The 23,260-nt window shown below is 65.3% G+C and carries 19 protein-coding genes, 1 tRNA gene and 1 pseudogene; 11 read left to right on the top strand and 10 right to left on the bottom strand.

What is annotated here, in order from left to right; all coding sequences use genetic code 11:
• Nucleotides 1-175: 175 nt before the first annotated feature.
• The gene (locus AC1Q7F_RS18560; protein ID WP_492509538.1) at nucleotides 176-1,027 is read right to left on the bottom strand and encodes a class I SAM-dependent methyltransferase; all 852 of its coding nucleotides are present in this window, start codon (nucleotides 1,025-1,027) and stop codon (nucleotides 176-178) included.
• Nucleotides 1,028-1,207: 180 nt separating this feature from the next.
• A tRNA-Leu gene (locus tag AC1Q7F_RS18555) sits at nucleotides 1,208-1,293 on the bottom strand.
• A gap of 161 nt (nucleotides 1,294-1,454) precedes the next feature.
• Between AC1Q7F_RS18555 and AC1Q7F_RS18550 the strand changes: the two genes are divergently transcribed.
• Nucleotides 1,455-1,979, top strand: a complete 525-nt coding sequence (locus tag AC1Q7F_RS18550; RefSeq protein ID WP_492509536.1) for a disulfide bond formation protein B — start codon at nucleotides 1,455-1,457, stop codon at nucleotides 1,977-1,979.
• Nucleotides 1,979-2,611 (top strand): demethoxyubiquinone hydroxylase family protein, encoded by a 633-nt coding sequence (locus AC1Q7F_RS18545; RefSeq protein WP_492509534.1) that lies wholly within the window; start codon nucleotides 1,979-1,981, stop codon nucleotides 2,609-2,611. Before AC1Q7F_RS18550 ends, AC1Q7F_RS18545 begins: the two co-directional genes overlap by 1 nt.
• A 38-nt stretch (nucleotides 2,612-2,649) precedes the next feature.
• Here the strand turns inward: AC1Q7F_RS18545 and AC1Q7F_RS18540 are convergent, their stop codons facing one another.
• Together AC1Q7F_RS18540 and AC1Q7F_RS18535 are read right to left on the bottom strand one after the other, a co-directional pair.
• The gene (locus AC1Q7F_RS18540) at nucleotides 2,650-3,075 is read right to left on the bottom strand and encodes a YccF domain-containing protein (RefSeq protein ID WP_492509532.1); all 426 of its coding nucleotides are present in this window, start codon (nucleotides 3,073-3,075) and stop codon (nucleotides 2,650-2,652) included.
• A gap of 47 nt (nucleotides 3,076-3,122) precedes the next feature.
• Nucleotides 3,123-4,481, bottom strand: coding sequence for a sodium-dependent transporter (locus AC1Q7F_RS18535; RefSeq protein ID WP_492509552.1), 1,359 nt, complete (start codon nucleotides 4,479-4,481; stop codon nucleotides 3,123-3,125).
• Nucleotides 4,482-4,748: 267 nt separating this feature from the next.
• Here AC1Q7F_RS18535 and AC1Q7F_RS18530 point away from each other — a divergent pair, with 267 nt between their 5' ends.
• Entirely contained in the window at nucleotides 4,749-4,988 is a 240-nt protein-coding gene (locus AC1Q7F_RS18530; protein ID WP_492509530.1) for a hypothetical protein, read from the top strand.
• A gap of 171 nt (nucleotides 4,989-5,159) precedes the next feature.
• Here AC1Q7F_RS18530 and AC1Q7F_RS18525 read toward each other — a convergent pair whose 3' ends face one another.
• A complete protein-coding gene (locus AC1Q7F_RS18525; RefSeq protein WP_492509528.1) occupies nucleotides 5,160-6,437 on the bottom strand; it encodes an MFS transporter in 1,278 nt (425 codons plus the stop codon).
• Nucleotides 6,438-6,763: 326 nt separating this feature from the next.
• Between AC1Q7F_RS18525 and eat the strand changes: the two genes are divergently transcribed.
• A complete protein-coding gene (eat, locus tag AC1Q7F_RS18520) occupies nucleotides 6,764-8,119 on the top strand; it encodes an ethanolamine permease (protein ID WP_492509526.1) in 1,356 nt (451 codons plus the stop codon).
• Nucleotides 8,120-8,271: 152 nt separating this feature from the next.
• On the opposite strand, the pseudogene AC1Q7F_RS18515 reads toward eat, so the two are convergent.
• Nucleotides 8,272-8,814 (bottom strand): annotated as a pseudogene (locus AC1Q7F_RS18515) (HNH endonuclease); the annotation flags it as partial.
• 315 nt (nucleotides 8,815-9,129) lie between these two features.
• Between AC1Q7F_RS18515 and gluQRS the strand changes: the two are divergent.
• The 3 genes from gluQRS to AC1Q7F_RS18500 all read left to right on the top strand — a co-directional run bounded on the left by gluQRS (nucleotide 9,130) and on the right by AC1Q7F_RS18500 (nucleotide 11,649).
• Nucleotides 9,130-10,017, top strand: coding sequence for a tRNA glutamyl-Q(34) synthetase GluQRS (gene gluQRS, locus AC1Q7F_RS18510; protein WP_492509524.1), 888 nt, complete (start codon nucleotides 9,130-9,132; stop codon nucleotides 10,015-10,017).
• A 134-nt stretch (nucleotides 10,018-10,151) separates the two neighbouring features.
• Entirely contained in the window at nucleotides 10,152-10,643 is a 492-nt protein-coding gene (locus tag AC1Q7F_RS18505; RefSeq protein ID WP_492509522.1) for a hypothetical protein, read from the top strand.
• Nucleotides 10,644-10,764: 121 nt separating this feature from the next.
• Nucleotides 10,765-11,649: a TIGR01459 family HAD-type hydrolase gene (locus AC1Q7F_RS18500; protein WP_492509520.1), complete on the top strand. Its 885-nt coding sequence runs from the start codon at nucleotides 10,765-10,767 to the stop codon at nucleotides 11,647-11,649.
• On the opposite strand, the gene AC1Q7F_RS18495 is transcribed toward AC1Q7F_RS18500, so the two are convergent.
• The gene (locus AC1Q7F_RS18495; RefSeq protein WP_492509518.1) at nucleotides 11,646-12,020 is read right to left on the bottom strand and encodes a ribbon-helix-helix domain-containing protein; all 375 of its coding nucleotides are present in this window, start codon (nucleotides 12,018-12,020) and stop codon (nucleotides 11,646-11,648) included. The two genes, AC1Q7F_RS18500 and AC1Q7F_RS18495, sit on opposite strands and share 4 nt — an antisense overlap.
• 254 nt (nucleotides 12,021-12,274) lie before the next feature.
• Between AC1Q7F_RS18495 and AC1Q7F_RS18490 the strand changes: the two genes are divergently transcribed.
• Nucleotides 12,275-13,486: a GIN domain-containing protein gene (locus AC1Q7F_RS18490; protein ID WP_492509516.1), complete on the top strand. Its 1,212-nt coding sequence runs from the start codon at nucleotides 12,275-12,277 to the stop codon at nucleotides 13,484-13,486.
• 24 nt (nucleotides 13,487-13,510) lie between these two features.
• Here the strand turns inward: AC1Q7F_RS18490 and AC1Q7F_RS18485 are convergent, their stop codons facing one another.
• On the bottom strand, nucleotides 13,511-14,125 hold the full coding sequence (locus AC1Q7F_RS18485; RefSeq protein ID WP_492509514.1) for an alpha-ketoglutarate-dependent dioxygenase AlkB family protein: 615 nt from the start codon (nucleotides 14,123-14,125) through the stop codon (nucleotides 13,511-13,513).
• Between the two features lie 122 nt (nucleotides 14,126-14,247).
• Here AC1Q7F_RS18485 and AC1Q7F_RS18480 point away from each other — a divergent pair, with 122 nt between their 5' ends.
• From AC1Q7F_RS18480 to AC1Q7F_RS18470, 3 genes are all read left to right on the top strand, one after another.
• Nucleotides 14,248-15,414 (top strand): hypothetical protein, encoded by a 1,167-nt coding sequence (locus tag AC1Q7F_RS18480; RefSeq protein WP_492509512.1) that lies wholly within the window; start codon nucleotides 14,248-14,250, stop codon nucleotides 15,412-15,414.
• A 211-nt stretch (nucleotides 15,415-15,625) separates the two neighbouring features.
• Nucleotides 15,626-16,015 carry an iron response transcriptional regulator IrrA gene (gene irrA / locus AC1Q7F_RS18475; protein ID WP_492509510.1) on the top strand — a complete coding sequence of 130 codons (390 nt, stop codon included), beginning with the start codon at nucleotides 15,626-15,628 and terminating at the stop codon, nucleotides 16,013-16,015.
• 198 nt (nucleotides 16,016-16,213) lie between these two features.
• Nucleotides 16,214-18,748 carry an ATP-binding protein gene (locus AC1Q7F_RS18470; protein WP_492509508.1) on the top strand — a complete coding sequence of 845 codons (2,535 nt, stop codon included), beginning with the start codon at nucleotides 16,214-16,216 and terminating at the stop codon, nucleotides 18,746-18,748.
• A gap of 64 nt (nucleotides 18,749-18,812) precedes the next feature.
• Here AC1Q7F_RS18470 and AC1Q7F_RS18465 read toward each other — a convergent pair whose 3' ends face one another.
• Together AC1Q7F_RS18465 and AC1Q7F_RS18460 are read right to left on the bottom strand one after the other, a co-directional pair.
• Nucleotides 18,813-21,956, bottom strand: a complete 3,144-nt coding sequence (locus tag AC1Q7F_RS18465; RefSeq protein WP_492509506.1) for an efflux RND transporter permease subunit — start codon at nucleotides 21,954-21,956, stop codon at nucleotides 18,813-18,815.
• A gap of 85 nt (nucleotides 21,957-22,041) precedes the next feature.
• Nucleotides 22,042-23,154: an efflux RND transporter periplasmic adaptor subunit gene (locus tag AC1Q7F_RS18460; protein WP_492509504.1), complete on the bottom strand. Its 1,113-nt coding sequence runs from the start codon at nucleotides 23,152-23,154 to the stop codon at nucleotides 22,042-22,044.
• Nucleotides 23,155-23,260: the final 106 nt, after the last annotated feature.

The following is a 23,260-nucleotide window of genomic DNA, read 5'->3' as shown; positions in this document are numbered from 1 at the left end:
TGCGGGAGCCGGGGTATAGGACAACCAATATCTCCGAAGCAACAGGAATCTGCTCTGAGATGACACTTTTCTGAAATCACACCATCGGCTGTGATTGGCCACCTATATATAGTGGTCGGAACGCAGGAAGGCCCCGGTCACGGGGACCGGGGCCTTCGGGTTCGATGCCAACCGGTCAGCCGGCCGGCTTCACGAACCGCAGAGTCATGCGGTCGCTCTCACCGATGGCCAGGTAGTTGGCACGATCCTTATCCTTCAGCGCCAAGGTCGGCGGCAGGGTCCAGACACCATCGGGATAATCCTTGGTGTCACGCGGGTTGGAATTCACCTCCGATGACGCCACCAGCTTGAAGCCGGCATCGGTGGCCAGCTTGATCACATGATCCTCGCGCACATAGCCGGACTTGGCCTTGGGGTCTTGCGGCATGGCCCGCGACGCCCGGTGTTCGACAACGCCCAGCACGCCACCGGGCTTCAGCGCCTTGAACATGGACTTGAACGCATCCTCTGCCCAGCCCGCCCCCATCCAGTTGTGGACATTCCGGAAGGTCAGCACCCGATCCACGGAACCGGCCGGCACGAAATCCAGCGCCTTAGGCCCGAAGCCCGTCACTTCCGCCCGCGCATAAATTTCCGGACGGGCAGCCAGCTTGTCCTTGAAGCGCTGGATACCGGCCAGCGCGTTGGGCGAGGCGCCATTGGGATCGGTGCCGGCGGCGATGTAGCGGCCATTGGCATTCAGCAGCGGTGCCAGCACCTCCGTATACCAGCCGCCACCTGGGGCGATCTCCACCACGGTCATCCCCGGTTCCACGCCGAAAAATTCCAGCGTCTCCACCGGGTGGCGCCACTGGTCGCGGGCCTTGTTGGTGTCGGAGCGATGATCGCCAGCCAATATGGGCGCCAGCAGGTCGTGCAGGGGAGCGGCGGCCACCTGCTGGGCGGGCATATCGGCCGCCAGCGCGGTTGACAAGGGCAGGGCCAGCAAGGCCGCCAACAATAGCGGCTTCATGTTGTGATGGTTCATCAGGAGCGTTCCTTCCGCGACAGAAGACGGAGGCCGGGACAGGCCGCCGGGTGCCGGACACGCTAACCATGATGGCCAAGGACGCCAAGAAGCCGTTAGGCCTATGCGCACACGGACCGGCAGCAAAGGGCCTGATTGGCCCCATCCTGGCAGAAGCGCAACAATGTCGGGTGAGAAGATTGGTGCCCCCGGTCGGACTCGAACCAACACGCCGTTGCCGGCAACAGATTTTGAGTCTGCCGCGTCTACCATTTCGCCACGGAGGCACCGAGCGCTTCAACGCGAAGCGGCACTATAATGATGGCAAGCCGCCGGTCAATGAAATCCGCCTCCGCCAGCGACAGATTTTGAATCTGCCGTCTCCGCAACCTGTAACCCATGCGGCCATCCGTCCCACGCTTGTGGCCCTTTCCGGCATACGGGAGCCATGTCTATAGTTGCCGCCATGATGAACAAAGCCACCCATCTGTTCGCCGCCCCACGGCTGCCCTCGCTGTTGCTGATCCTGGCGACGCTGACGGCACTGGGCACCGCCTTCGCGTCCCAATATTGGGGCGGGCTGAATCCGTGCGACATGTGCTGGTGGCAGCGCTACGCCTATATGGTCGCCATCGTGCCGCTGCTGCCGTCGGCCTTCCTGCGCCTGACAGCGCTGCAAAGGCGGGCCAGCCTGCTGCTGGGCGGGCTGGTGTTCCTGGGCGGGGCCGGGCTGTCGCTGTTCCATGCCGGGGTGGAGCAGAAATGGTGGGAGGGTTTCACCGCCTGCACCGCGCCGATCAGCAGCGGCGGGCTGGACGATCTGCGCGCCGCCATCCTGGCAGCCCCCGTCGTGCGCTGTGACGAGATCCCCTGGTCGCTGTTCGGCATCTCCATCGCCGGCTACAGCGCCATCGCCAGCCTGGTCCTGGCGCTTTTCGCCGTCAAGGCGGCCTTTTCCACGGAGCAGGATTGATGAGCACCCATAATCCCGGCATTCCGGCCCATCTTCTCTCCCCGCGCCCGCTGAAGGACGGCCCGCTGGCCGACGCCGGCCAGATCGACGCCGCCGGACGCCCCCGCCGCCTGCCCGGCGACGCGCCGGCCGGGCTGGACCGCATGATTCGCGTCGATCAGGCCGGCGAATATGGTGCCGTGCGCATCTATAAGGGACAGCTGGCGGTGCTGGGCAAGGGCGAGAAGGGCCCCATGATCCAGCACATGACGGAACAGGAGCAGGTGCACCTGGAAACGTTCAACGACCTGGCGCGCGAACGGGGCGTGCGGCCCACGGTGCTGCAGCCGCTCTGGCACCTGGCGGGCTGGGCACTGGGTGCCGGCACGGCCGCCATGGGCAGCCGTGCCGCCATGGCCTGTACCGTAGCCGTGGAGGAGGTCATCGACCAGCACTATGCCGAGCAGGCGGAAAAGCTGGGGCCTGGTGAGGAGAAGCTGAAGGCCACCATCGAACAGTTCCGCGCCGAGGAACTGGAGCACCGCGATATCGGCCTGGCACACGAGGCGGAACTGGCCACGGGCTATCCGGTTTTGTCGGCCCTGATCAAGGCCGGATCGCGCACCGCCATCTGGTTATCACAGCGGATCTGAGGGGAGGCCGCAGGCCGGGGGCAAACTCCGATCCTCCGTCAACGGTACCGCACCGCCTCCAGCACCTCACGGTCAACAATGGTCTTGCCGATGGGAGCGAAGGCCAGGCCGGCGAACTTGAAATGCTGCAGGCCGAATGGAATGCCGATCACCGTGATGCAGCACATGACCCCCAGGAGCAGGTGCCCCAGCCCCAGCCAGATACCGGCGAACAGGAACCAGATCACGTTACCGATGAAGCCCAGCGGGCCGGTGCCGATATCTTCCCGCCCCGTCAGCGCCTCGCGCTCCACGGCCACGCGGCCGAAGGGCCAGAACATGAAGATGGCGATGTTGAGGGAGGCCCGCGCCCAGGGGATGCCCACAATCGACAGCACCATGAAAAGCGTCGCCGTCAGCCACGCCAGCCCGGCATTCCAGCCGAACAGCAGCAGCCACAGCACATTCATCAGCAGGTTGATCATCGCACGGGTCCTTTCAGGTCTCGATCTGATGGGGCCATTATGCCCTGTCAGAGCATATTGGAAACGACCGCTGCGACGACACCCGCTGGTGCCACCACCCGCACCAGGACGCGCCAGAGCTGAAAGGACAGCTTGCTTTCAAAGCCGAGGATATCGGCGCCATCGTGACGCGTCACCACCCAGCCCGCGAACAAGGCCAGCATCACCCCGCCCAGCGGCAGCATGATGTTGGAGGTAAGGAAGTCGATCCAGTCGAACCAGGTGCGCGTGCCGCCCAGCGGATGCACGTCTGCCCAGATATTGAAGGAGAACAGGGTCAGGAAGCCCAGCGCCCAGGCCATGCCGCCGCCGATCCAGGCCAGGGCAGACCGCGACAGGCGGGAACGGCCGCGGAAGGCGGCGACGATCGGTTCCAGCAGCGAGACGGACGAGGTCAACGCCGCAATGGCCAGCAGCACGAAGAACACGGTCCCGAACAAGGCCCCCCCCGGCATGGCGCCGAAGGCTACGGTCAGGGTCACGAACACCAGCCCCGGCCCTTCCGACGGGTTGAGACCGTTGGCGAAGACGATGGGGAAGATGGCGGCCCCGGCCAGTACCGCCGTCAGGATGGCGGCAAAGACAATGACCAGCGACGTGCGCGGGATGGAGACATTGGCCGGCAGATAGGCACCATAGGCCAGCATGGTGCCCAACCCGATGGAAAGGGAGAAGAAGGCCTGACCCGTGGCGGCCAGCACCACATCCCAGGTGACGGCCGCGAAATCCGGCTTGAACAGATAGGCCATGCCCGCGGCGAAATCGCCCTCGATCGCGGCATAGAGACACAAGACCACCAGCAGGGCGAACAGCAGCGGCATCATCCACACCACCGCCTTCTCGATTCCCGCCTGGATGCCGCGCGCCACGGGAATGATGGTCAGCAGCATGAACAGCGCGTGCCAGAAGGTCAGTTCCCAGGGATCGGCCAGCAGGGCGCCGAAAACCTCCCCCGTCTGCGCACCCGTCAGGCCCGACATCTCGCCCAGCAGAAGCTTGGGGATATAGGCCAGCGACCATCCGGCCACGACCGAATAGAAGGACAGGATCAGCACCGCCGCCAGGACGCCCACACAACCGATCAGGCCCCAGGCAGCGCTGCCGGAATGACGGCGGCCCAGGTCGATCAGCGTTTCGATCGGCCCCTGCCGGCCCATGCGGCCCAGCATCAGCTCCGCGATCAGGATGGGCAGCCCCACCGCCATCACGCAGGCCAGATAGACCAGCATAAAGGCCGACCCGCCGCCCGTGCCGATCATGTAGGGGAACTTCCAGATATTACCGAGCCCCACGGAGGAGCCGATGGCAGCCATCAGAAAGGCGAAACGCGACGACCATTGGCCGACGGGGGCGCCGGCCTTATCCATGGATTGCAAGAGGTCTACCCCTGTCCAGCGACCGGCCTTGAGAGCCGCCGGGATGGCGGACTGGCCGGTTTTGTCCGATATTTCAAGCAATAACCCCGGTCTCAAGGACAGGGCAAGCCCTGTCCTCCGGTACCGGTCGACGATTCCCCGCCGATTCCTTAACGGAAACTTTCCATGCGCATGGGTGCCCGGCCGTTGCCTGCGTCGATGGCGGATTGACGGGGTTTGCCTTCGCGCCTATTTTATCCACAACAATTGAGGTGTGTGATGGCGATCAGCGGCGTTTCCTCCTACAGCTCTTCCACGTTCCAGCCTACGGGCGTGCGGCCGGCGGAAAGCGGGACGCGTGTTCAGCCGGTGCCCCCGGCCGATCAGCAGGCGCAGCAGACCGCCGCAGCCACCCAGCAGGATAATCAGCAGACCAACACCAATCCGACCGAAAGTCAGCGTCAGGAGGCCACAGCCTCCGGCCGGACGCGCGGCAGCTTCGTGAACATCACGGCCTGATCCGCACTGACGGAAGACGTTGAAAAGTGAAACGCGGTACCCTCGGGTGCCGCGTTTTGTTTTATATATGTCCCCTCAGGTGCCGGGCGCCCGCATCCGCGGGCTTGGCTCACGCCGCACAGGCCGCGGGCCGGCGGTCGCCGGCCTGAAACACAATCCAAGTCACCGGCATCAACTGCCCGACGTTCCCTTCATCACCGCCCGCACGCGGTGGCTCATGTCGGCGTCGCGCGGCAGGCGGCGTTCCAGGGCCCAGATCAGCGGCGGGGCCAGCAGGGTGACGCCCAGCGCCACCAAGGCCAGATCGGACATGTGGTGCAATTCGCCGGCCGGGCCTGTGGACAGCATGGCTGACCCGGTCAGTGCGGCGATGCCGCCGGCCACCTGGGTCACTGACTGCACTAGCGCCATGAACCCGGCACGGTCGGCCGGGGCCGGCACTTTGGAGACGGCCGCACTCTGCGCCACCATGCGGGCACTGTTGAACACCATGAAGCCCGGCACCAGCGCCACGATGGGTACGGCCACCCAGTGCCAGTCGTAATAAAGCAGCCAGATCAGGGTGGCCAGGCCCAGCGCCGTGCCCGTGGTCACCAGGGTGGAGCCGTAGCGGTCGACCAGCGCGCCGGTGACCCGCATGCCGAAGAAGCTCAACACGCCGCCGATCATATAGAGCATCCCCAGTTCTTCACGCGGGAAGCCCAGGTTGAACTGCACGAACACCGCCATGTTGGTGATCAGCATGAAGCTGGGCACGATGGCGATGAAGGACAGGGCGAACGCCAGAGCCGGCAGCGTGCCGCGCGCCACGCGCAGCAGGTGGCCGGGCGCATCGCGCAGGGCCATCGGCACTTCCGACAGATGCGCGCGCTGCGGCCCCAGAAGGCGGACGGCCACCAGGATGATGACCAGCCCCAGCCCCGCCACGGTCAGGAATGGTACGCGCCAGCCGAACAGGTGCGACAGTTCCAGGGCCAGCGGCACGCCCAGCACGGCGCTGATCGACAGCGACCCCATGACCATGCCCATGGCCTTGCCCCGGCGTTCGGGCGGGACATTGTCGGCAACGATGGCCACCGACAGGGCCCCCGCCGGCCCGCCGAACAACCCGGCAAGGGCGCGGGCCGCCAGCAGCGACCAGAGATCGAAGGCGAACGCCGCCGCCACATTGCACAGGACCAGCCCGACCATGCAGATCCCCAGCGCCGGCCGCCGGTCGAACCGGTCCAGCACCATGGCGGCCAGCAACCCGATGATCGCCGACGACAAGGTGTAGGAGGCCAGTACCCAGCCGACGCGCGCCGTGTCGATGCCCAGGTCCAGCGCATAATCCGGGCCCAATGGCATGATGACCATGAAGGACAGCACGCTGACGAACTGCACCGATGTCATCAACCAGGCGACACGGCGTTCTTGCACAGAAAGAGCGGACAGGAGCGGCTCCACCATCGGGAGGTTGCACATGCTGGGAACTTGATACCGCCCGGGAGGAAGTCCGTCCATTATCAATGCACAGAAGACGGTCGTTCAGCAGAAATTTGCCCGTGTTTCACGCAGCGCAACAAAATTTGCCCAATCGCTGGGCGTACAGCGACGGCGCAAGCCAGAAAGATCCAGCAGAACAGCCATTAACCATGCTGGTGTGAAAATTGCTGCATTGCCACATCCGGCTTGAGCCCCCGTGGGGGCCATCGACCGGTCAGTCCATGGATCCTTTCAACCGGGGCCGGGGGCCCCATTGACCAAGCGGGGGCAGTATGGGCGGTGCGACAGGTTTGAAAAAGGCGCTGGGACCGGTGCATCTGTGGGGGATCGCCGTCGGTCTGGTGATCTCGGGCGAATATTTCGGCTGGAATTACGGTTGGAAGGAAGCGGGGACCATCGGCTTCCTGTGGGCGACGCTGCTGGTCACGGCCATGTATACCACCTTCATCTTCTCCTTCACGGAGCTGACCACCGCCATCCCGCAAGCAGGTGGTCCCTTCGCCTATAGCCGCAAGGCCTTCGGGCCGCTGGGCGGGCTAGTCGCGGGCTACGCCACGCTGGTGGAATTTGTCTTCGCACCACCGGCCATCGCTGCGGCCCTGGGCGCCTATGTGCATTTCATGTTCCCATCGGTGCCGGTGATGGCGGTGGCCATCGCCGCCTATGTCATCTTCGTGGGCCTGAACATCATCGGGGTGAAGCAGGCGGCGGCGTTCGAACTGATCGTCACGGTCCTGGCGGTGGTGGAACTGCTGGTGTTCATGGGCGTGGTGGCGCCAGCCTTCAGCGTCACTAATTTCGTGGCCAATAATGAGGAATTCACCACGGCCGGCATCCTGGCGGCCATTCCCTTCGCCATCTGGTTCTACCTGGCCATCGAAGGCGTGGCCATGGCGGCGGAAGAGGTGAAGGACCCGAAGAAGAGCGTTCCCGTGGCCTATATCGCTGGCATCCTGACCCTGGTGGTTCTGGCGCTGGGCGTCATGTTCCTGACCGGCGGTGTGGGCGACTGGCGCAATTTCGCCAGCGTCGATTATCCGCTGCCCGAGGCCATGGCGGTCGTGGTGGGCAAGGATAGCGGCTGGACGCACATGCTGGTTTCCATCGGCCTGTTCGGCATCATCGCCAGCTTCCACGGCATCATCCTGGGCTATTCCCGCCAGATCTTCGCGCTGGCACGGGCCGGCTATCTGCCGTCGGTACTATCCAATCTGCATCCGAAATTCGCCACGCCGCACTGGGCCCTGATCGCCGGTGGGGTTATCGGCATCGTGGCATTGCTGTCGGGCAAGACGGCGGAACTGATCACCATGTCGGCCTTCGGCGCCCTGGTGCTCTACATCATCTCCATGGCGGCCTTGTTCAAGCTGCGGGTCAGTGAACCGGGGCTGGAACGGCCGTTCCGTGCGCCCATCTATCCGCTGTTCCCGGGCATCGCCCTGGTTCTGGCTGCCTTCTTCCTGGTCGTGATGGCCTGGTTCAATCCCGGCATCGCCCTGATCTTCGTAGCGATGTTCCTGCCGACCTACGGCTATTTCCTGGCCACCGCCAAGGCGCGGGCGGAAAAGGATGTGCCGATCACCGGCGACATCATCGCCGTCTCCGCCGGGGAAGGGGTGCTGGCACGCGGGGATACGGATTTGTAAGGAAGAATAGGGTGGGGAGGGGACGGTCCCCTCCCCTTTCCTCAGCCCTGCTCCAGCTCGGCACCCCAATAGTCGGCACTGGTCATGGCGGGTGGGAAGGCGGCACCCGGCAGATCCTCGTTCGGATCGGCTGCCACCTCATCCCCGATATCGTCGTAGGACAGGAAGTCCCGCCAGCTGTCATGCAGGAAAGTGGGCGGAAAGTTGCGCCCATTTTCTTGCAACTCATACGCCGTCGGTGCGAACGCTTCCTGCAACGGATGCATCCCGCACTGGCTGGGCAGGCTGCTGCCCTTGGCCAGATTACAGGCCGAACACGAGGTGACGACATTGTCCCAGCTGGTCCGGCCACCCCGGCAGCGCGGGATCACATGGTCGAAGGTCAGCTCGTGCGTGGGGAACCATCGCCCGCAATATTGACAGGTGAAGCGGTCGCGCAGGAAGACATTGAAGCGGGTGAAGGCCGGCCGGCGCGTCGCAGGCACGAACTCCTTCAAGGAGATCACGCTGGGCAGCCGGATCGCCAGCTGTGGCGAGCGGACCACGCGGTCGTAATGGGAAACGATGTTGACGCGATCCAGGAACACGGCCTTGACCGCATCCTGCCATGACCATAGCGACAGCGGAAAATAGCTGAGCGGACGAAAATCCGCATTCAGCACCAAAGCGGGACACCCATCAAACGGTGGTGACAAGGTCCACCCCCAGCGCCGTTCCGTCGGTGTTCCCGACCCCCGAAGCCCCGCCTTCTTCCACCCGGAGGTCCCCCGCTTGGAACCACTGGCATCGGGATGGCGGACAGGTTGGCGGCAGGCCGGAACGTCGGGATCTTTGATATAACGGCTAGCCCCCCTCTGGCAACCCGCGCAGATAGCCTATGTCGCAATTATCACGCTGCCGCAACGGAACTGACACGCAAGCCCTTGTGGGCGTTCAGCTTGTGACCCGCCATCCGTTGGGGGTGTATGTCATCAGAGCAGGGGTTGGGCCCCTTCTCCCGGACATGATGCATGCCTGACGCCATCCCCGCCATCACCACCCGATTCGCCCCCAGCCCCACGGGCTTCCTGCATCTGGGCCACGTCCATTCCTGCCTGTTCGCGGTGAAGGCGGCACAGGCGGCGGCCGGGCATTTCCTGTTGCGGATCGAGGATATCGATCCCAACCGCTGCCGCCCCGACTATGAGGTGATGCTGAAGGAGGATCTGGCCTGGCTGGGTTTTTCCTGGAAGGAGCCGGTGCGCCGCCAGTCCGACCATATGGCGGACTATGCCGCGGCGCTGGACAGGCTGGCGGGACTGGGCGTGACCTATCCCTGCTTCTGTTCGCGCAAGGAGATCGCCGATGAGATCATGCGCGCCGGCAACGCCCCGCATCTGGTCGCCATGGGCCCGGAAGGCCCGCTCTATCCCGGCATCTGCCGGCACCTGCCGGGCGAGGTGGCTGCGGCCCGCGTGGCGGCAGGGGAACCGCATGCCATCCGGCTTGACGTGGTCAAGGCTGCCGCCCTGACCGGGCCGCTTGCATGGCATGACCGGGGCCGGGGGCAGGTGGCGGCCGATACCGGCCTGTTGGGCGACATCGTGCTGGCGCGGCGCGATGTCCGCACCTCTTATCACCTGTCGGTCACCGTGGATGATGCCATTCAGCAGGTGACGCTGGTCACCCGGGGGGAGGATCTGTTCCACGCCACCCATGTGCATCGGCTGCTGCAGGCCCTGCTTGGCGTCGCCGTGCCGGACTATCATCACCACGGATTGCTGCTGAACGCCAAGGGAGAGCGCCTCTCCAAGCGCGATGGCGCAACCGGTATCCGCGCCTTGCGCGCCCAAGGGTTGTCGCCGGCCGATATCCTGGCCCTTGCGGCGGGCAGCGGCGTGCCCGGCACTGAAGGATAGGTTTATTCCCCTTCCGCAGTGGCTTGGTTTTGCTTAATGATCGCCAAACGGAAACAGCCCCGCATGCAGCGGGACCAAGGTAGATGCAATTTTAAGGATATTGCCGCAGAACATTGTGGTATGGAGACCATGCCATGCAAGATACGTCCATGATTGACCATTACCGCCAACTTGTCCGTGACACGACGATCGACGACAGGACACTGCTGTCGACGGATTACTTCAATCATTTCAATGAAGTGATCATGTTGCTCTCCATGTTGGGCGACATGCCGGACATGCTGGAAGAGATCGTGGGCTGGACGCCCAAGACCTATCGCCAGCATTTCGAGGATAGTGGCCTGGCCTTCGCGCCGCTGGCCATCGAGGTCTTCGACCATGTGCCGGCGGAGTTCCGCGCGCCATTCGACGACACGATCAACGACATGAACAGCCTGATCGTGGAAGCGGTGGCCACCCTGGCGCCCATGGGCGACGATCCGGAAATGCTGGGCTTCACCGCCAGTGATTATTGGCGGCGCTTGCAGGAGCTGGTCGACCGCGGCAGTGCCATCGTCCATGGCTCCGTGCAGGATCACAACCCCGCCGTCACCATGGATCAGAGCGAGATCGACGATCTGTTCTGATCGTGGGGTTCAACAAGCCAAGGGCATGATCACGGCTGCCATGCCGCACCCGGCCTTGCCCCGGTGAACGGGTGCCGCCACCCTGGCACCCGTTGCATCCACCGCCCGGAAACCATCCAGCATGACCGCCCCCGTTCCGTTGATCCCCGGCCTGGCCGGCATTGCCGACCGCTATGACGGCTTCATCCTGGACCTGTGGGGCGTGGTGCATGACGGGGTAAAGCCCTATGAGGGTGTGGTGGACTGTCTTTCCACCCTGCGCCGCCTGGGCAAGCGCGTCTGCCTTCTGTCCAATGCGCCGCGGCGTATCGCGGCGGCGGCGGCGAAGCTGACGGCGATGGGGGTGACGCCCGACCTCTATGATGCGCTCTACACCTCGGGCGAGGCCAGTTTCGAGGCGTTGCGCGACCGCAGCGATGCCTGGCATGCCGCCCTGGGGCCGAAGCTGTTCCATATTGGGCCGCCGCGTGACAATGACGTCTATGACAGCCTGGCTGACCGGGTGCGCGTGGACAGTCCGGAGGCGGCGGACTTCGTCCTCAATACCGGTATCGACGATTATGACGAGACGCTGGCCGATTACGAACCGCTGCTGCGCCGCTGCCTGGACCGCGGCCTGCCCATGCTGTGCGCCAATCCCGACCTGGTGGTGGTGATCGACCAGGCCCTGGTGCTGTGCGCCGGCGAACTGGCCCGTGGTTACGAACAGATGGGCGGCGATGTCCGCTACCATGGCAAGCCGCACGCGCCCGTCTATCGCCGCTGCTTCGACCTGCTGGGCGGGGTGGCCCCGTCCCGCATCCTGGCCGTGGGTGACAGTTTGCGCACCGATGTGGCCGGTGCCAACGCCGCCCGTATCGACAGCCTGTTCATCACCGGCGGCATCCACCGCGAGGAATTGGGATCGCCGCTGGGCGAGCTGCCGACACCGGAGAACATGGTCAGGCTGCTGGCCGACAGCCCGCATCGTCCGACCTGGGCCGCACCCGGCCTGCGCTGGGCTTAACCGTGGTCGAAGATTTCCAGCGCCTTGCGGAAGGTCTGTGAATAATCGGCGGTGGTACCGAAGGGCACCTGCTCCTCCGCCAGGCCGGACAGGCGGGGCGAGGCATCGGATGCCGTGCGGAAATAGGACAGGATGAAGATGCGCAGCGCCGCCGTCAGGGCGCTGTCGCCCCGGCGTGCATCGATCATGGTGGCGATGTCGTTCAGCGTATGCGATTCGCGCTGGCCGATTTCCGCCAGGCAGTCCCAGAGCAGCGGTTCCATCCGCACGCTGGTCCGCGCGCCCGCAACCACGACATTGCGGCACACGGCCCGCATCGAGTCTGGCGCGGTATCTTCCGGGTTCGTGGGGGGACGGCGCTTGGCGGCCATGGGAAACCGTCTGTCCTATTGTTGGAAATGGTTCACAGTTGTGTCGAACATATTGAACCTACATGTAGGAAACAATGGGTTGTTGAAGGTCTTATGACATAAGCGCAATTCCGTTTCCGATCGGCGTCGCATGGCAGCCTTTGTAACAGCTGGTACCAAAATTGTTGCAGGCGGGAAACGGCGGCAGACACGGCGCCGCGCCACGCTATGATGGCACCAGAGAAAGACGCCACGCCCATCGTTCGAGGCCCCTCATGAACACGCGCCCGTCCCTGTCCCCCCGCCCCCGCGTGAAGCCGGGCGTGCCGCTTGGCGGCGTTGCCGCCATCCTGGTGATGGCGGGCACGATGGGCTGGGCCGTGGTGGCAGGCGATCCGCTGGGATCGCGCGGCGACCTGTCCCGGTTGGGGCAGGAGATCGCGCTGTCCATCGGCAGCGACGGCATCACCGCCAGCGTCAATGAGAAGGCGCATGACCGCGTTGCCGACCGGATGGCCGCCCGCGCCCAGCGTATGCAAGGTGGCGACGGGCGGGCCGTGGACATGGCCGCCATCAACCGCGCCGTTGCCGACAGCGTTGAGGATGCGGCCAAGCTGGCGACCGCCAAGTCCGAAGACATGAACAATCGGCGCGATGGCGACATCAAGTACCTGGACCGCAAGACATCGTCCGATGGCACCAACCGCCTTGCCGCCACGGCGGAGGCACCGGCCGGCGTGCGGCTGGCCGGGGTGATGGGTACCGTGCGCATCAAGGTGGTGGACGACGCGCAGGAAGTGCTGTTCAGCATGGAGAACAGCCGCAAGCGCTTCAGCCTGTCCATCGATGACGGCATCCTGTGGATCACCGGGCCGGGTCCGGAGAGCCAGCCCGCTGTGACGCTGGACATCTCCATGCCGCGCGGCACGCCGCTGCTGGTCAATAATTTCACGGGCGACCTGACCGTGGATGGCAATCTCGGCGCCGCCGCCCGTCTGGAACTGGCTGAGGGTGAAATGAAGCTGGGCGGGCTCGACTCGGCGCGTGTGCGCATCACCCGCTCCGGCACCGTCTCCATCGGCGACGTCAAGGGCCTGGTTGGCGTGCAAGTGTCCGGCGACGGGGAGGTGCGGATGGGCCATGTCGGCACCGCGGCCGTGGAGCTGAATGGCAACGGCGCCGTGAAGCTGGGCACGGTGGCCGATGGGCTTTCCGTTTCCATGCCCGGCCCCGGTGACATCCACGTGGGCATGCTGGCCGGCGATCTGGCCGCCGCCATTTCCGGCCCCGGCACGCTCACCATCGGTGGGGGTCAGGCCGACAGCCTGGCCGTGGGCGTCACCGGCCCCGGCACGGTGGATTTCAACGGTAAGGCCAAGGACCCGCGCGTCCTGATGACCGGGCCGGGCCGTGTCAGCCTGGCCGGCCATAGCGGCACGCCCAAGGTCTATCATGTCGGTCCTGGCAAGGTGGACTTGTCGCGATAATCTTCCGGTCAAAGGAACACTGATCTACGGCCTGGTTACCCGACGCAGTGTCAGGTTCAGCCGCCCGCCCCCGGGCAGCAGCCGGGAGGAGCCGACGCGCAACCGATCCACCCCGTGATAAAACATCCGCGACGGACCGGCAAAAACCATCACCGTACCGCTGGCCACCGGGAATGACCGTGTCGGGTCCTTCCGCTCCGGCCCGCCCAGTCGAAAGATGGCGGTATCACCCAGGGAGAGGTTCAGGATGGGCGCGTCCTTCGCCTCCTCATCCTCGTCCCGGTGCAGGGACAGTTTCGCACCTTCCCCCTGGTAATGGTTGATCAGGCAGCATTCAGGGTCATAGGCATAGTCCGTCAGTCCCCGCCACAGATCCAACAGCACCTGCGGGATGGCGGGCCAGGGCCGGCCGGTGGCGGGATGAACGGGGGAGTAGCGATAGCTCTGCTGGTCGGCGATCCAGCCCTGGCTGCCGGCATTGGTCATGTCGATGGAGAAGGGCCGGCCGGTGCGTGGCATGACATAGCGGGTGAAGGGGGCCGCGGCGGCCAGAGTCGCCACCATCTCCACCATCGACAACTGCCCTTCACGGTCAAGATGCTCCGGCAGCAGCCGGAAGCCCTCCACATCCCGGATCATGGTCCGCCTCGCCTCGTTACCCGTGTCGCCCAGGTCGCTTTATCCTAAAAAAACGTCCCCGACATGACAGTGTCACGCGCCAATCATGGACTCGGGCCCCCAAGACGCCTAGATTCGTTGTTATGAGAGACGAAACCCTGGACAGCGAACTGAGTGCGGATTGGAACCCGGTGGCCTTGCGCGGTGGCGTGGCCAGCTTGCGGGTCCCGCCCAGCTGGCAGCGTCTGTCGCGCGACGATGGCGGCTTGGCCTATCAGTCGCCAGGCGCGCATCCGGTCGATCTCCTGGTCTCCGTCATCACCTATCGCAATCCCTATGGCGCGCGCGCGGAAGAGGCGATCCAGTATCTGGACCGCGAGAATGTGCTGCCGCGTGGCATCCTGCCCTCCATGGAGACCGCCGACGGTCCGGACGAGGCGGATGAGCGCCATTGGATCGCCTATGCCGTGGCGCAGCCGCCCGACCGTCAGGTCTTCGTCTGGAAAGTGGCCGATTTCCAGCCGCCCGACCATGTCCGCGTCGTCACGCTGCAATTGCTGGTCCCCAATGACAGTGCCGAGGATCCGGATCTGTCCGACCTGATCGACCGGCTGGGGGAAGAAGCGGCGCGCATCAGGTTCAATCCCGGTCCGGTGCAGGGCCCGGTGCAGCGGGTCACCATGCGCAATGTCTGGCATGGGGAAAGCGTACGCTTCCGCCTGCCCTGGGACTGGAACATCTCCCAGGATGACGAGCTGTCCCTGTTCTATCGGGAGATGGAGGGGGCTGGCACCCTGCGCGTCGCCATGCATCAGTTCGACCATGAGGGCGACGAGGCGGAAATCCTGGCCCGCGCCGTCCTGCGCCAGACGGCCGAACAGTTCGCCGACGGTCCCGACGGGCGCGAGGGCGAGGGGTCGATCGAATGGCTGCCCGATGGGGAGGTCATGGCCCGCTTCGTCACCGATGGGGAGGAAGATGGCGAGCCCCTGCGCTTCTTCCTGTGGCTGCGCGGCGCCGTCATCGACGGCCGGACCACCGTGGCCCTGTTCAGTTTCGCCTTCCCCCAGGCGTCGCGCGGCGGCGACCTGGAGCGGACCACCCTGTCCATGCTGGAACAGGAGGTGCGCCGCGCCGTCGTCGGCATCACAGACAGCACGGAGGTGGAGGAGGAGCTGGAGGACGGGTTCAGCCTAGCCGACCTGCTGGACGCCGAGGACTTGTCGTTGGATGATGACGACCTGGATGACGACGACGACGATGACGGGGATACCGGCGAGGGTGGCCAGGGCCCCCTGGGCCGCGCCTAGTACAAGCGTCCCCACGCAGCGGGCCGGCGGCCTGATCAAAGTTTCCGACTGTGATCTTCGTCATTGCCCCTTGCCAAAGGTGGTGACGCTACCCCACATGACGGCTGTTGATCCCTACCCCCATTCATGGCCACCGTTCCCCCCGATGCCCGACAGTCAGCACCCCTTCGATCCCGTTCCGGTCCATGAAGCCGCGGAGCCGTGTGATTTGATGGCTCGGATCGCCAAGGCCGGTCTGCGCCCGACGCGCCAACGGCTGGACCTCGCCTCGCTGCTGTTCAAATGCGGCCACCGGCATGTGACCGCCGAACAGCTGCATGCGGAGGCACTGGCGGCTGACATGCGGGTATCGCTGGCGACCGTTTACAACACGCTGAACCAGTTCCGCGATGTCGGTCTGCTGCGCGAGGTGGTGGTGGAGGCGGGCAGTACCTGGTTCGATACCAACATCGACGATCACCATCATTTCTTCTATGAAAACAGCCGGCATTTGCAGGATATCTGCTGCACGCAGCTGACCCTGCCCGAGCTGCCCTGCCTGCCGTCGGGCACCCGGCTGGCGCGGGTCGATGTGATCATCCGCCTGCACGACGCGGAATGATCGTGATGGCGGCCGGCGGTTGATGCACGGCCAGGTGCTGAAAGTTCCGCGGCCGGTATCAGGGGTATGAATCCCCAACCCTTTTCAATCGCCTAGGGGCTGCTCGCCGGCATTGCGGGCGCCGCCCCGCGAACGTAGAGTGTGACCTTCGTGTCAATGCCCAACCGGTATGTAGAAGCCGGCGTGGCGGGGGTCTCTATGCGCAGAGTCTTGATGGGCGGCCTGGCCCTGGTGGCCGGCGTCCAGCTTGCCGGAACGGCCATCGACATGCAGGCGGGCTGGCGCGCCTACCGTCAGGCCGTGGATATCGCCAACCTGAAGCAGGTCAGCCGCAACCTGCTGGTCGCAGCCCGCGACCATGGCATCGAAGCCGGCATGATCAATCTTGTCCTGGAGGCTGCGCGTGTGCCGGGCACGCCGGAAGCGGCCCTGCGTCCCCAGATCGATCGTCACCGCAATGAAACCGACCGCGCCGCCCTGGCCGCCTTGGACCAGCTGGGTCAGATGCCCGTGGAAAGCGCCCTGGCGGAAGATATCGGGTCGCTGCGCGTATCGTTGACACGCATGCGCGAACTGCGCGGCGGGGTGGAAGGGCTGCTGGCACAGCTGGCGGACGGGCGATCCCTGGACGCCACGGGCCCCAGCCCCGTCGACAATACGATGCTGATCGCCGAATGGCGCGACGCGTCGCGCTCCTATCTGACGGCACTGCTGACCCTGCTGCGGGAGGTCAACAACCCGGCCCTTTCTGTGGGCGGCGACGCCGGTGCCGCAGAGATGCTGACGCGCGAGGCCATCCATCTGCGCGGCCAGATGGGCGCAGATATGGGCCTGCTTTACCGCATCGCGGCGGGTGGCCAGCTGGACCTGACCGCCGTTACCGTGTCCCTGGCGGAAGTGGAGATGGTCTGGCAGCTGGTGCGCAATGTCGGTGACCCGGCGATTTTCCCGGAAAGCACCCAGGCGGCCCTGCGCCAGATGGAAGCGGCCTTCTATCAGCGATACCTGCCGCTGCGCACCGCCATCCTGGATGCCGCTGCGCGGGGGGAGGCGCGCGGACGTCTGCCGGAACTGCTGCGCAACGGCACCAGCCTGCTGAACGCGGCCAGCGACCTGGTGGGGGCAGCCGTCGCCGTCGCGGCGGAGGCGACGGAACGCAACCGCCTGCTGGCCCGGCAGAAGCTGTGGGTCGATGCGTTCGAGCTGCTGATCTCCATGGTGGCTCTGGTTTTCGCGGCCTGGCTGGTGCGCACCCGCGTGCTGCGACCCATCCAGCAGATGACCGACGCCATGCGGGCCCTGGCCGGCGGCGACCATGCCGTGACCTTGCCGGAATTCAAAGGCGTGGGGGTGGAGGTGGCGGCCATGGCCGCCGCCGTGCGCGTGTTCAAGGAGAATGCACGCCAGCTGCGCAAGGAGAACCGGGAGCGGGGCCGTATGGAACTGCTGTTGACCGTGGAACGCGGCATCCTGGAAATGGCCGCCGCTGGCGCCCCCCTGGGGGAGGTGCTGGATGCCCTGTGCCGGGGGATGGAAGAGCAGTTGGACAATGCCCGCTGTACCATCATGCTGCTGCGCGAGGATGGGGTGCACATGTCAGTCGCCGCCGCCCCTGGATTCACGGCGCGGGTCAAGGAGGCGTATGAAGGCGTGGCCATCGGCCCCGATGTCGGGTCCTGCGGGTCCGCCATCTATCGGCGTGCACCGATCATCGTGGCCGACATTGCCAAGGATCCGCGCTGGCACCTGTACAAGGACCTGATCCTGGCGGAAGGGGCGAAATCCTGCTGGTCGCTGCCCATCCTGTCGGGCGACGGGGAGCCGCTGGGCGCCTTCGCCATCTATGGCGACAGTGTGCGTGAGCCCCATGACTGGGAGATGGAGCGGGCACGCCGCGCCGTGCAGCTGGCGGCCCTGACCGTCACCAGCCGCCGTGCCGCCGAACAGCTGGAACAGGCCAAGGCGGAGGCCGAGCTGGGCAGCCGCACCAAGTCGGAATTCCTGGCCAATATGAGCCATGAATTGCGCACGCCGCTGAACGCCATCATCGGCTTTGCCGAGGTGCTGGAAAGCGAGCTGAAAGTCATCGACAAGAACGGGCAGAACACCAGTTCCGTGGCCTATGCCGGCGATATCATCGCATCGGGTCGCCATCTGCTGACCCTGATCAACGACATCCTGGACGTCTCCAAGATGGAGGCCGGCCGGGTGGAATTGCGCGAGCGCATCTGCGGGATGGAGGAACTGGTGCGCGCATCAGAGCGCATCGTGCGGGCCCGCGCCATGGAACGCCGCCTGAACCTGGTCGTGGAGGTGGCGGACGGGGTACCGCCCATCCTGGTCGATGACGTGAAATTCAAACAGATCCTGCTGAACCTGATGTCCAACGCCATCAAGTTCACCTCCCCCGGCGGCACGGTGCGGCTGACGGCCAGCGTCGATCCGGCCCGCGGCGTGTCGGTCGCCGTGACCGACACGGGCATCGGCATCAAACCGGAAGACCTGGCCAAGGTCTTCGTGCCCTTCCACCAGGTCGACAATGTCTATGCGCGCAGCAATCCCGGCACCGGCTTGGGCCTGACCCTGTCCAAGGGACTGGCGGAACTGCATGGCGGCCGCCTGTCGATCGAGAGCGTGTTCGGCGAGGGGACAACCGTTACCCTGACGCTGCCACCCGCCCGTATTGTCTGGACGGAGAGTGCCGGCCTGCCCTTTCCGCTGCCCATGCGGTGAATATCCGTCAAAAAAGGCCGCCCAGTTAAAGAGCGGCCTTTTCTCAGCGGAAATTCTTTCACCTTCACTCCGCCGGCACCTGCGGCGGGGCGTCGTGGCGGCGTTCCTCTTCCTCGATCTTGCGGCGGATGATGCCGATGGGCTGCACGCCGCGGGCGAACATGCTGTAGAGCACGGGCGTGATGAACAGCGACAGGGCGGTACCCACCGTCACGCCGCCCACGATCACCCAGCCGATGGCCATGCGGCTTTCCGCCCCCGCGCCATGCGCCAGGGCCAGCGGCATGGCACCGAAGACGGTGGCGATGGAGGTCATCAGGATGGGGCGCAGGCGCAGCTGCGAGGCCTCGACCACCGCATCCAGCAGCTCTCGACCTTCCTCGCGCAGCTGGTTGGCGAACTCCACGATCATGATGGCGTTCTTGGCGATCAGACCGATCAGCATGATCAGGCCGATCTGGGTATAGGTGTTCAGTGACATGCCGGTGATGGCGATGGCCAGAATGCCGCCCAGGCCGGCCGGCAGCACCGACCCCAGAATCATGGCCGGCAGGCGGAAATTCTCGAACTGCGCCGCCAGCACCAGGAAGGCCACCAGCATGGCCATGCCGAAGGCGAACCAGATGGCGCTGCTGGCTTCCAGCTGCAGACGCGCCGCGCCCTCGAAATTCAGCCGCGCCTCGGGCGGCAGCACTTCGGCGGCGGCCTGGCGGATCTCGGCGATGACCTCCCCCATCACCGCCCCCTCAGTGAGGTTGGCAGTGATGGTGATGGAGCGCAGGCGGTTGTAGCGGTTCAGCTCCGTCGGGCCCGCCACGTCCCGCACGTGCAGCAGGTTGGCCAGCGGGATCAGCTGGCCCGCGCTGCCAGCCGTGGTGGAGCGCACGAAGATGTTGGAGAGGTCGCGGGGATTGGACCGGTCCTGCGACTCGGCGCGCAGGACCACGTCATATTCCTCGCCCCGGTCCAGATAGCGTGTGACCAGTTTTTCCCCCAGCAGCGTTTCCAGCGTGCCGCCGACGGTGGTGACGGGCACGCCCAGGTCGGCGGCACGGTTACGGTCCACCGTCACGTAAAGCTGTGGCTTGGTCTCGTCATAGTCGGCGGAAAAGCCGGTGAGGCTGGGATATTGTTCCAGCCGACGGATCAACGTGTCACGCCATTCGGCCAGTTCCTCGAACGTGTTGCCGCCGATGACCACCTGCACCTGGTTCGCCGAGGCCCCGCCACCGCCCAGGCCCGAGGGCAGGATGGGCACGATGCGCGAACCGGGAATGGCCGACAGCTTGGGGCGCAGTTCATTGATAAGATCGGGCACGGACCGGTCGGTCACGCGGTCGGCCCACATCGGGGTGCGGATGACGACCATGCCCCGGTTGACACCGGAACTGCCGCCCCAACCCGGATTGAGATTGGTCAGCACGCTGTCGATTTCACCCGATTTCAGATAGGGCTGCAACAGGGCCTCGACGCGGGAAACCTCCTGCATCGTGTAATTCATGCTGGCCCCTTCCGGACCGGTGATGGAGATGCGGGCCACGCCGCGATCTTCGGTCGGCGCCAGTTCACTGGGCAGGCGCAGCCCGACCAGTGCGGTCAGCATAAGGCCGCCCGCCATCAGCGCCAGCACCAGGACACGGGCCGACAGGGCCATGCGCAGCAGCGCCATATAGCCACGGGTCACGCCATCCAGGAAGGCTTCCGTATAGCGGAACAGACCACGGGCCTGCTGGTGTCCGCGCAGCAGCTTGGACGACAGCATGGGTGACAGGGTCAACGCCACGATGCAGGAGAAGAAGATCGCCGCCATCAACGCCATGGCGAACTCACGGAACAGCCGCCCCTGGTCGCCCGGCAGCATGGAAAGCGGCGCGATGACGGCGAGCAGCACGGCCGTCGTGGCGATGACCGCGAATCCGATCTGCCGTGCCCCACGATAGGCTGCCAGCAGCGGCGGCTCGCCCTCCTCGATCCGGCGGGAGATGTTCTCCACCACGATGATGGCATCATCGACCACCAGACCCACGGCCAGCACGAAGGCCAGCAGCGTCAGCACATTGATGGAAAAGCCCAGCATGGCCATGACGCCGAAGGCCGCCACCAGCGACACCGGGATGGCGATGACGGGGATCAGCGTGGCGCGGAAGGTGCGCAGGAACACCCAGACCACCAGCACGACCAGTCCGACGGCCACGGCGATGGCGTGGAACACCTCATAGATGGACTGGCCGACAAAGGTGGCGTCGTCCTGGCGGATTTCCAGCACCATGCCCGGCGCCAAGTTGGCCCGGAACTGGTCCAGCAGGTGGCGCACCCCCTCGGAGACTTCCATGGTATTGGCCGTCGATTGCCGCACAATGCCAATGCCGATGGCGCTGCCGCCATTGACACGGAAATCGCCGCGATCGTCGCGGGCCGCCACCTCCACCCGCGCCACGTCGCCCAGGCGGATCCAGTTGGCGCCATCCTGGCGGACCAGAATGGCGGCGAACTGTTCCGGCCGGTTCAGGCGGGTGTCGGTGCGCACGGTGAATTCGCGCTGGTCGCTTTCGATGCGGCCGGCCGGCAGTTCGGCATTCTCGCGCCGGATGGCGGCTTCCACGTCCTGCACCGTCACCTGGCGGGCGGCCATGGCGTTGCGGTCCAGCCAGATGCGCATGGCAAAATCACGACGCCCGCCGATACGCACCGATGCCACACCCGGCACCGTGCCCAGCGCATCCAGGTAATAGCGGCGGACGAAGTCGGTCAGCTCCAGCTGGTTGATGCGGTCGGAGGACAGGGTGATCCACATGATGGGACTGCTGTCGGCATCGACCTTGCTGATCTCCGGCAACTCCGCTTCTTCGGGCAGATTGTCGGACAGACGGCCCACACGGTCGCGCACATCATTGCTGGCCGCGTCGATGTCGCGGTCGATCTCGAACTCCACCGACACCGAGGAGTTGCCTTCGCGCGACCGCGAGCGGATGGTCTTGACGCCCTCGATGCCGTTGATGACACCTTCGATGCGCTCGGTGATCTCGTTATCCACCACTTCGGCGCTGGCGCCGGGATAGCTCGTGCTGATCGATACGATGGGATAATCGATCTTCGGCAGCTCGCGCACCGGCAGCTTTTCATATCCCAGCACGCCGAACACGACCAGCATGGCGCTGATCACGAAGGCGAGAACCGGGCGCTGGATCGAAAGGTCGGAGATCACCATGGCGGGCTTCCCACGCGTATCGCTGTCATGTCCATGTCACCACCGCCCCGGCGGACCGTCATTGAAAGGGGCAGGGCAAAAGCTTTCAGGGCGTGGGCCGGGCCGCCGATTGCGAACCGCCGCCGACTGACGCGCCGTTGACGATCTCCGCCTCCACCGGCACGCCGTCGCGCACCTTCTGGATGCCGCGGGTGATGACCAGTTCACCGCCCTGCAGCCCTTCGGCGATCTCCACCACGCCGCGCGACCGCGCACCGATGGTCACAAGCCGGCGTTCAACCTTGCCGGAGACCACCAGGAACACGAACTGGCGGTCGCCCACAGGCACCAGCGATTCCTCCGGCACCAGCACCACGTTGGCGCGGTTGTCGAGCGTCAGCTGCACCGTCATGAACATGCCGGGCCGCAGGCGGCGGTCCTCATTCTCGATGCGGGCCACGGCCGCCACCGTGCGGGTAATGGCGTCGACACGGGTATCGATGGCCATCACCGTGCCCACAAAGGTCTGTCCCGGATAGACCGATGACAGGGCCGCGATCTCCATGCCCTGGCGCAGGTTGCGCAGCGACGCCTCCGGCACCGTGAATTCCAGTTTGACCGTGCGGGTATCATCCAGTGTCGTCACCACGTCGGCCGGCCGCACCAGGGCGCCAGGGCTGACCTGGCGCAGGCCGGCATAGCCGGTGAAGGGGGCCCGGATGGTCAGGTCCGCCAGGCGGGCCTGCACGGCGCGCACTTCGGCCTCGTTGCCGGCCAGCAACAGCGACAGTTCGTCCACACGGGCCTGGGACACATTCTGACGCTGCAGCAGGGTGCGGGCACGATCCAGCAGCTGGGCCGCGTTGCGCCGCGCGGATTCCGCCACGGCCAGGTTGGCCCTCACCTCGCTGTCATCCAGCGCGATCAGCACCGACCCGGCCTCCACCAGCTGGCCTTCGGTGAAATTGATGGATCGGACCAGACCGGCGGTCTTGGCCGTGACCGTCACCGCCTCGTTCGCCCGCAGGGTGCCCACGGCATCGAAAGTGACGGCGATGTCGCCGCGCGTCACATGGGCCGCCTGAACGGCCACGGGCCGCGCTTGATTGGCTGGCGGCTGGTTGGCGGCATTGCCACCGTTACGCCCGGTCATATACCAGACACCGCCGCCAATAGCGACGAGGGCAATGACAGTGGCGATTTGAAGTGGCAGGCGCATTTTCCTGTCCGCTGTTCTGTTCTGCTCCCGCCGGAGGCGCGAGCCTGATCGATATCAAGAGCAAGGCAACTCTATCCCATTGGTGGGAAAGGAGCCTCCGGTAATC

It is taken from the genome of Niveispirillum sp. GW835-FHT14G11 (assembly GCF_058793615.1).
The sequence above is the reverse complement of the archived record's forward strand: the minus strand, read 5'-3'. Positions and strand labels throughout refer to the sequence as shown.

Coding starts and splice junctions, on each gene's coding strand:
- AC1Q7F_RS18500 (WP_492509520.1), top strand. CDS start 10,765: ATGACCGCCCCCGTTCCGTTGATCCCCGGCCTGGCCGGCATTGCCGAC.
- AC1Q7F_RS18535 (WP_492509552.1), bottom strand. CDS start 4,481: ATGGATAAGGCCGGCGCCCCCGTCGGCCAATGGTCGTCGCGTTTCGCC.
- gluQRS (WP_492509524.1), top strand. CDS start 9,130: ATGCCTGACGCCATCCCCGCCATCACCACCCGATTCGCCCCCAGCCCC.
- AC1Q7F_RS18550 (WP_492509536.1), top strand. CDS start 1,455: ATGTCTATAGTTGCCGCCATGATGAACAAAGCCACCCATCTGTTCGCC.
- AC1Q7F_RS18480 (WP_492509512.1), top strand. CDS start 14,248: ATGAGAGACGAAACCCTGGACAGCGAACTGAGTGCGGATTGGAACCCG.
- AC1Q7F_RS18560 (WP_492509538.1), bottom strand. CDS start 1,027: ATGAACCATCACAACATGAAGCCGCTATTGTTGGCGGCCTTGCTGGCC.
- AC1Q7F_RS18545 (WP_492509534.1), top strand. CDS start 1,979: ATGAGCACCCATAATCCCGGCATTCCGGCCCATCTTCTCTCCCCGCGC.
- AC1Q7F_RS18460 (WP_492509504.1), bottom strand. CDS start 23,154: ATGCGCCTGCCACTTCAAATCGCCACTGTCATTGCCCTCGTCGCTATT.
- AC1Q7F_RS18495 (WP_492509518.1), bottom strand. CDS start 12,020: ATGGCCGCCAAGCGCCGTCCCCCCACGAACCCGGAAGATACCGCGCCA.
- AC1Q7F_RS18530 (WP_492509530.1), top strand. CDS start 4,749: ATGGCGATCAGCGGCGTTTCCTCCTACAGCTCTTCCACGTTCCAGCCT.
- AC1Q7F_RS18505 (WP_492509522.1), top strand. CDS start 10,152: ATGCAAGATACGTCCATGATTGACCATTACCGCCAACTTGTCCGTGAC.
- irrA (WP_492509510.1), top strand. CDS start 15,626: ATGGCTCGGATCGCCAAGGCCGGTCTGCGCCCGACGCGCCAACGGCTG.
- AC1Q7F_RS18470 (WP_492509508.1), top strand. CDS start 16,214: ATGCGCAGAGTCTTGATGGGCGGCCTGGCCCTGGTGGCCGGCGTCCAG.
- AC1Q7F_RS18485 (WP_492509514.1), bottom strand. CDS start 14,125: ATGATCCGGGATGTGGAGGGCTTCCGGCTGCTGCCGGAGCATCTTGAC.
- AC1Q7F_RS18540 (WP_492509532.1), bottom strand. CDS start 3,075: ATGATCAACCTGCTGATGAATGTGCTGTGGCTGCTGCTGTTCGGCTGG.
- AC1Q7F_RS18490 (WP_492509516.1), top strand. CDS start 12,275: ATGAACACGCGCCCGTCCCTGTCCCCCCGCCCCCGCGTGAAGCCGGGC.
- AC1Q7F_RS18465 (WP_492509506.1), bottom strand. CDS start 21,956: ATGGTGATCTCCGACCTTTCGATCCAGCGCCCGGTTCTCGCCTTCGTG.
- AC1Q7F_RS18525 (WP_492509528.1), bottom strand. CDS start 6,437: ATGGTGGAGCCGCTCCTGTCCGCTCTTTCTGTGCAAGAACGCCGTGTC.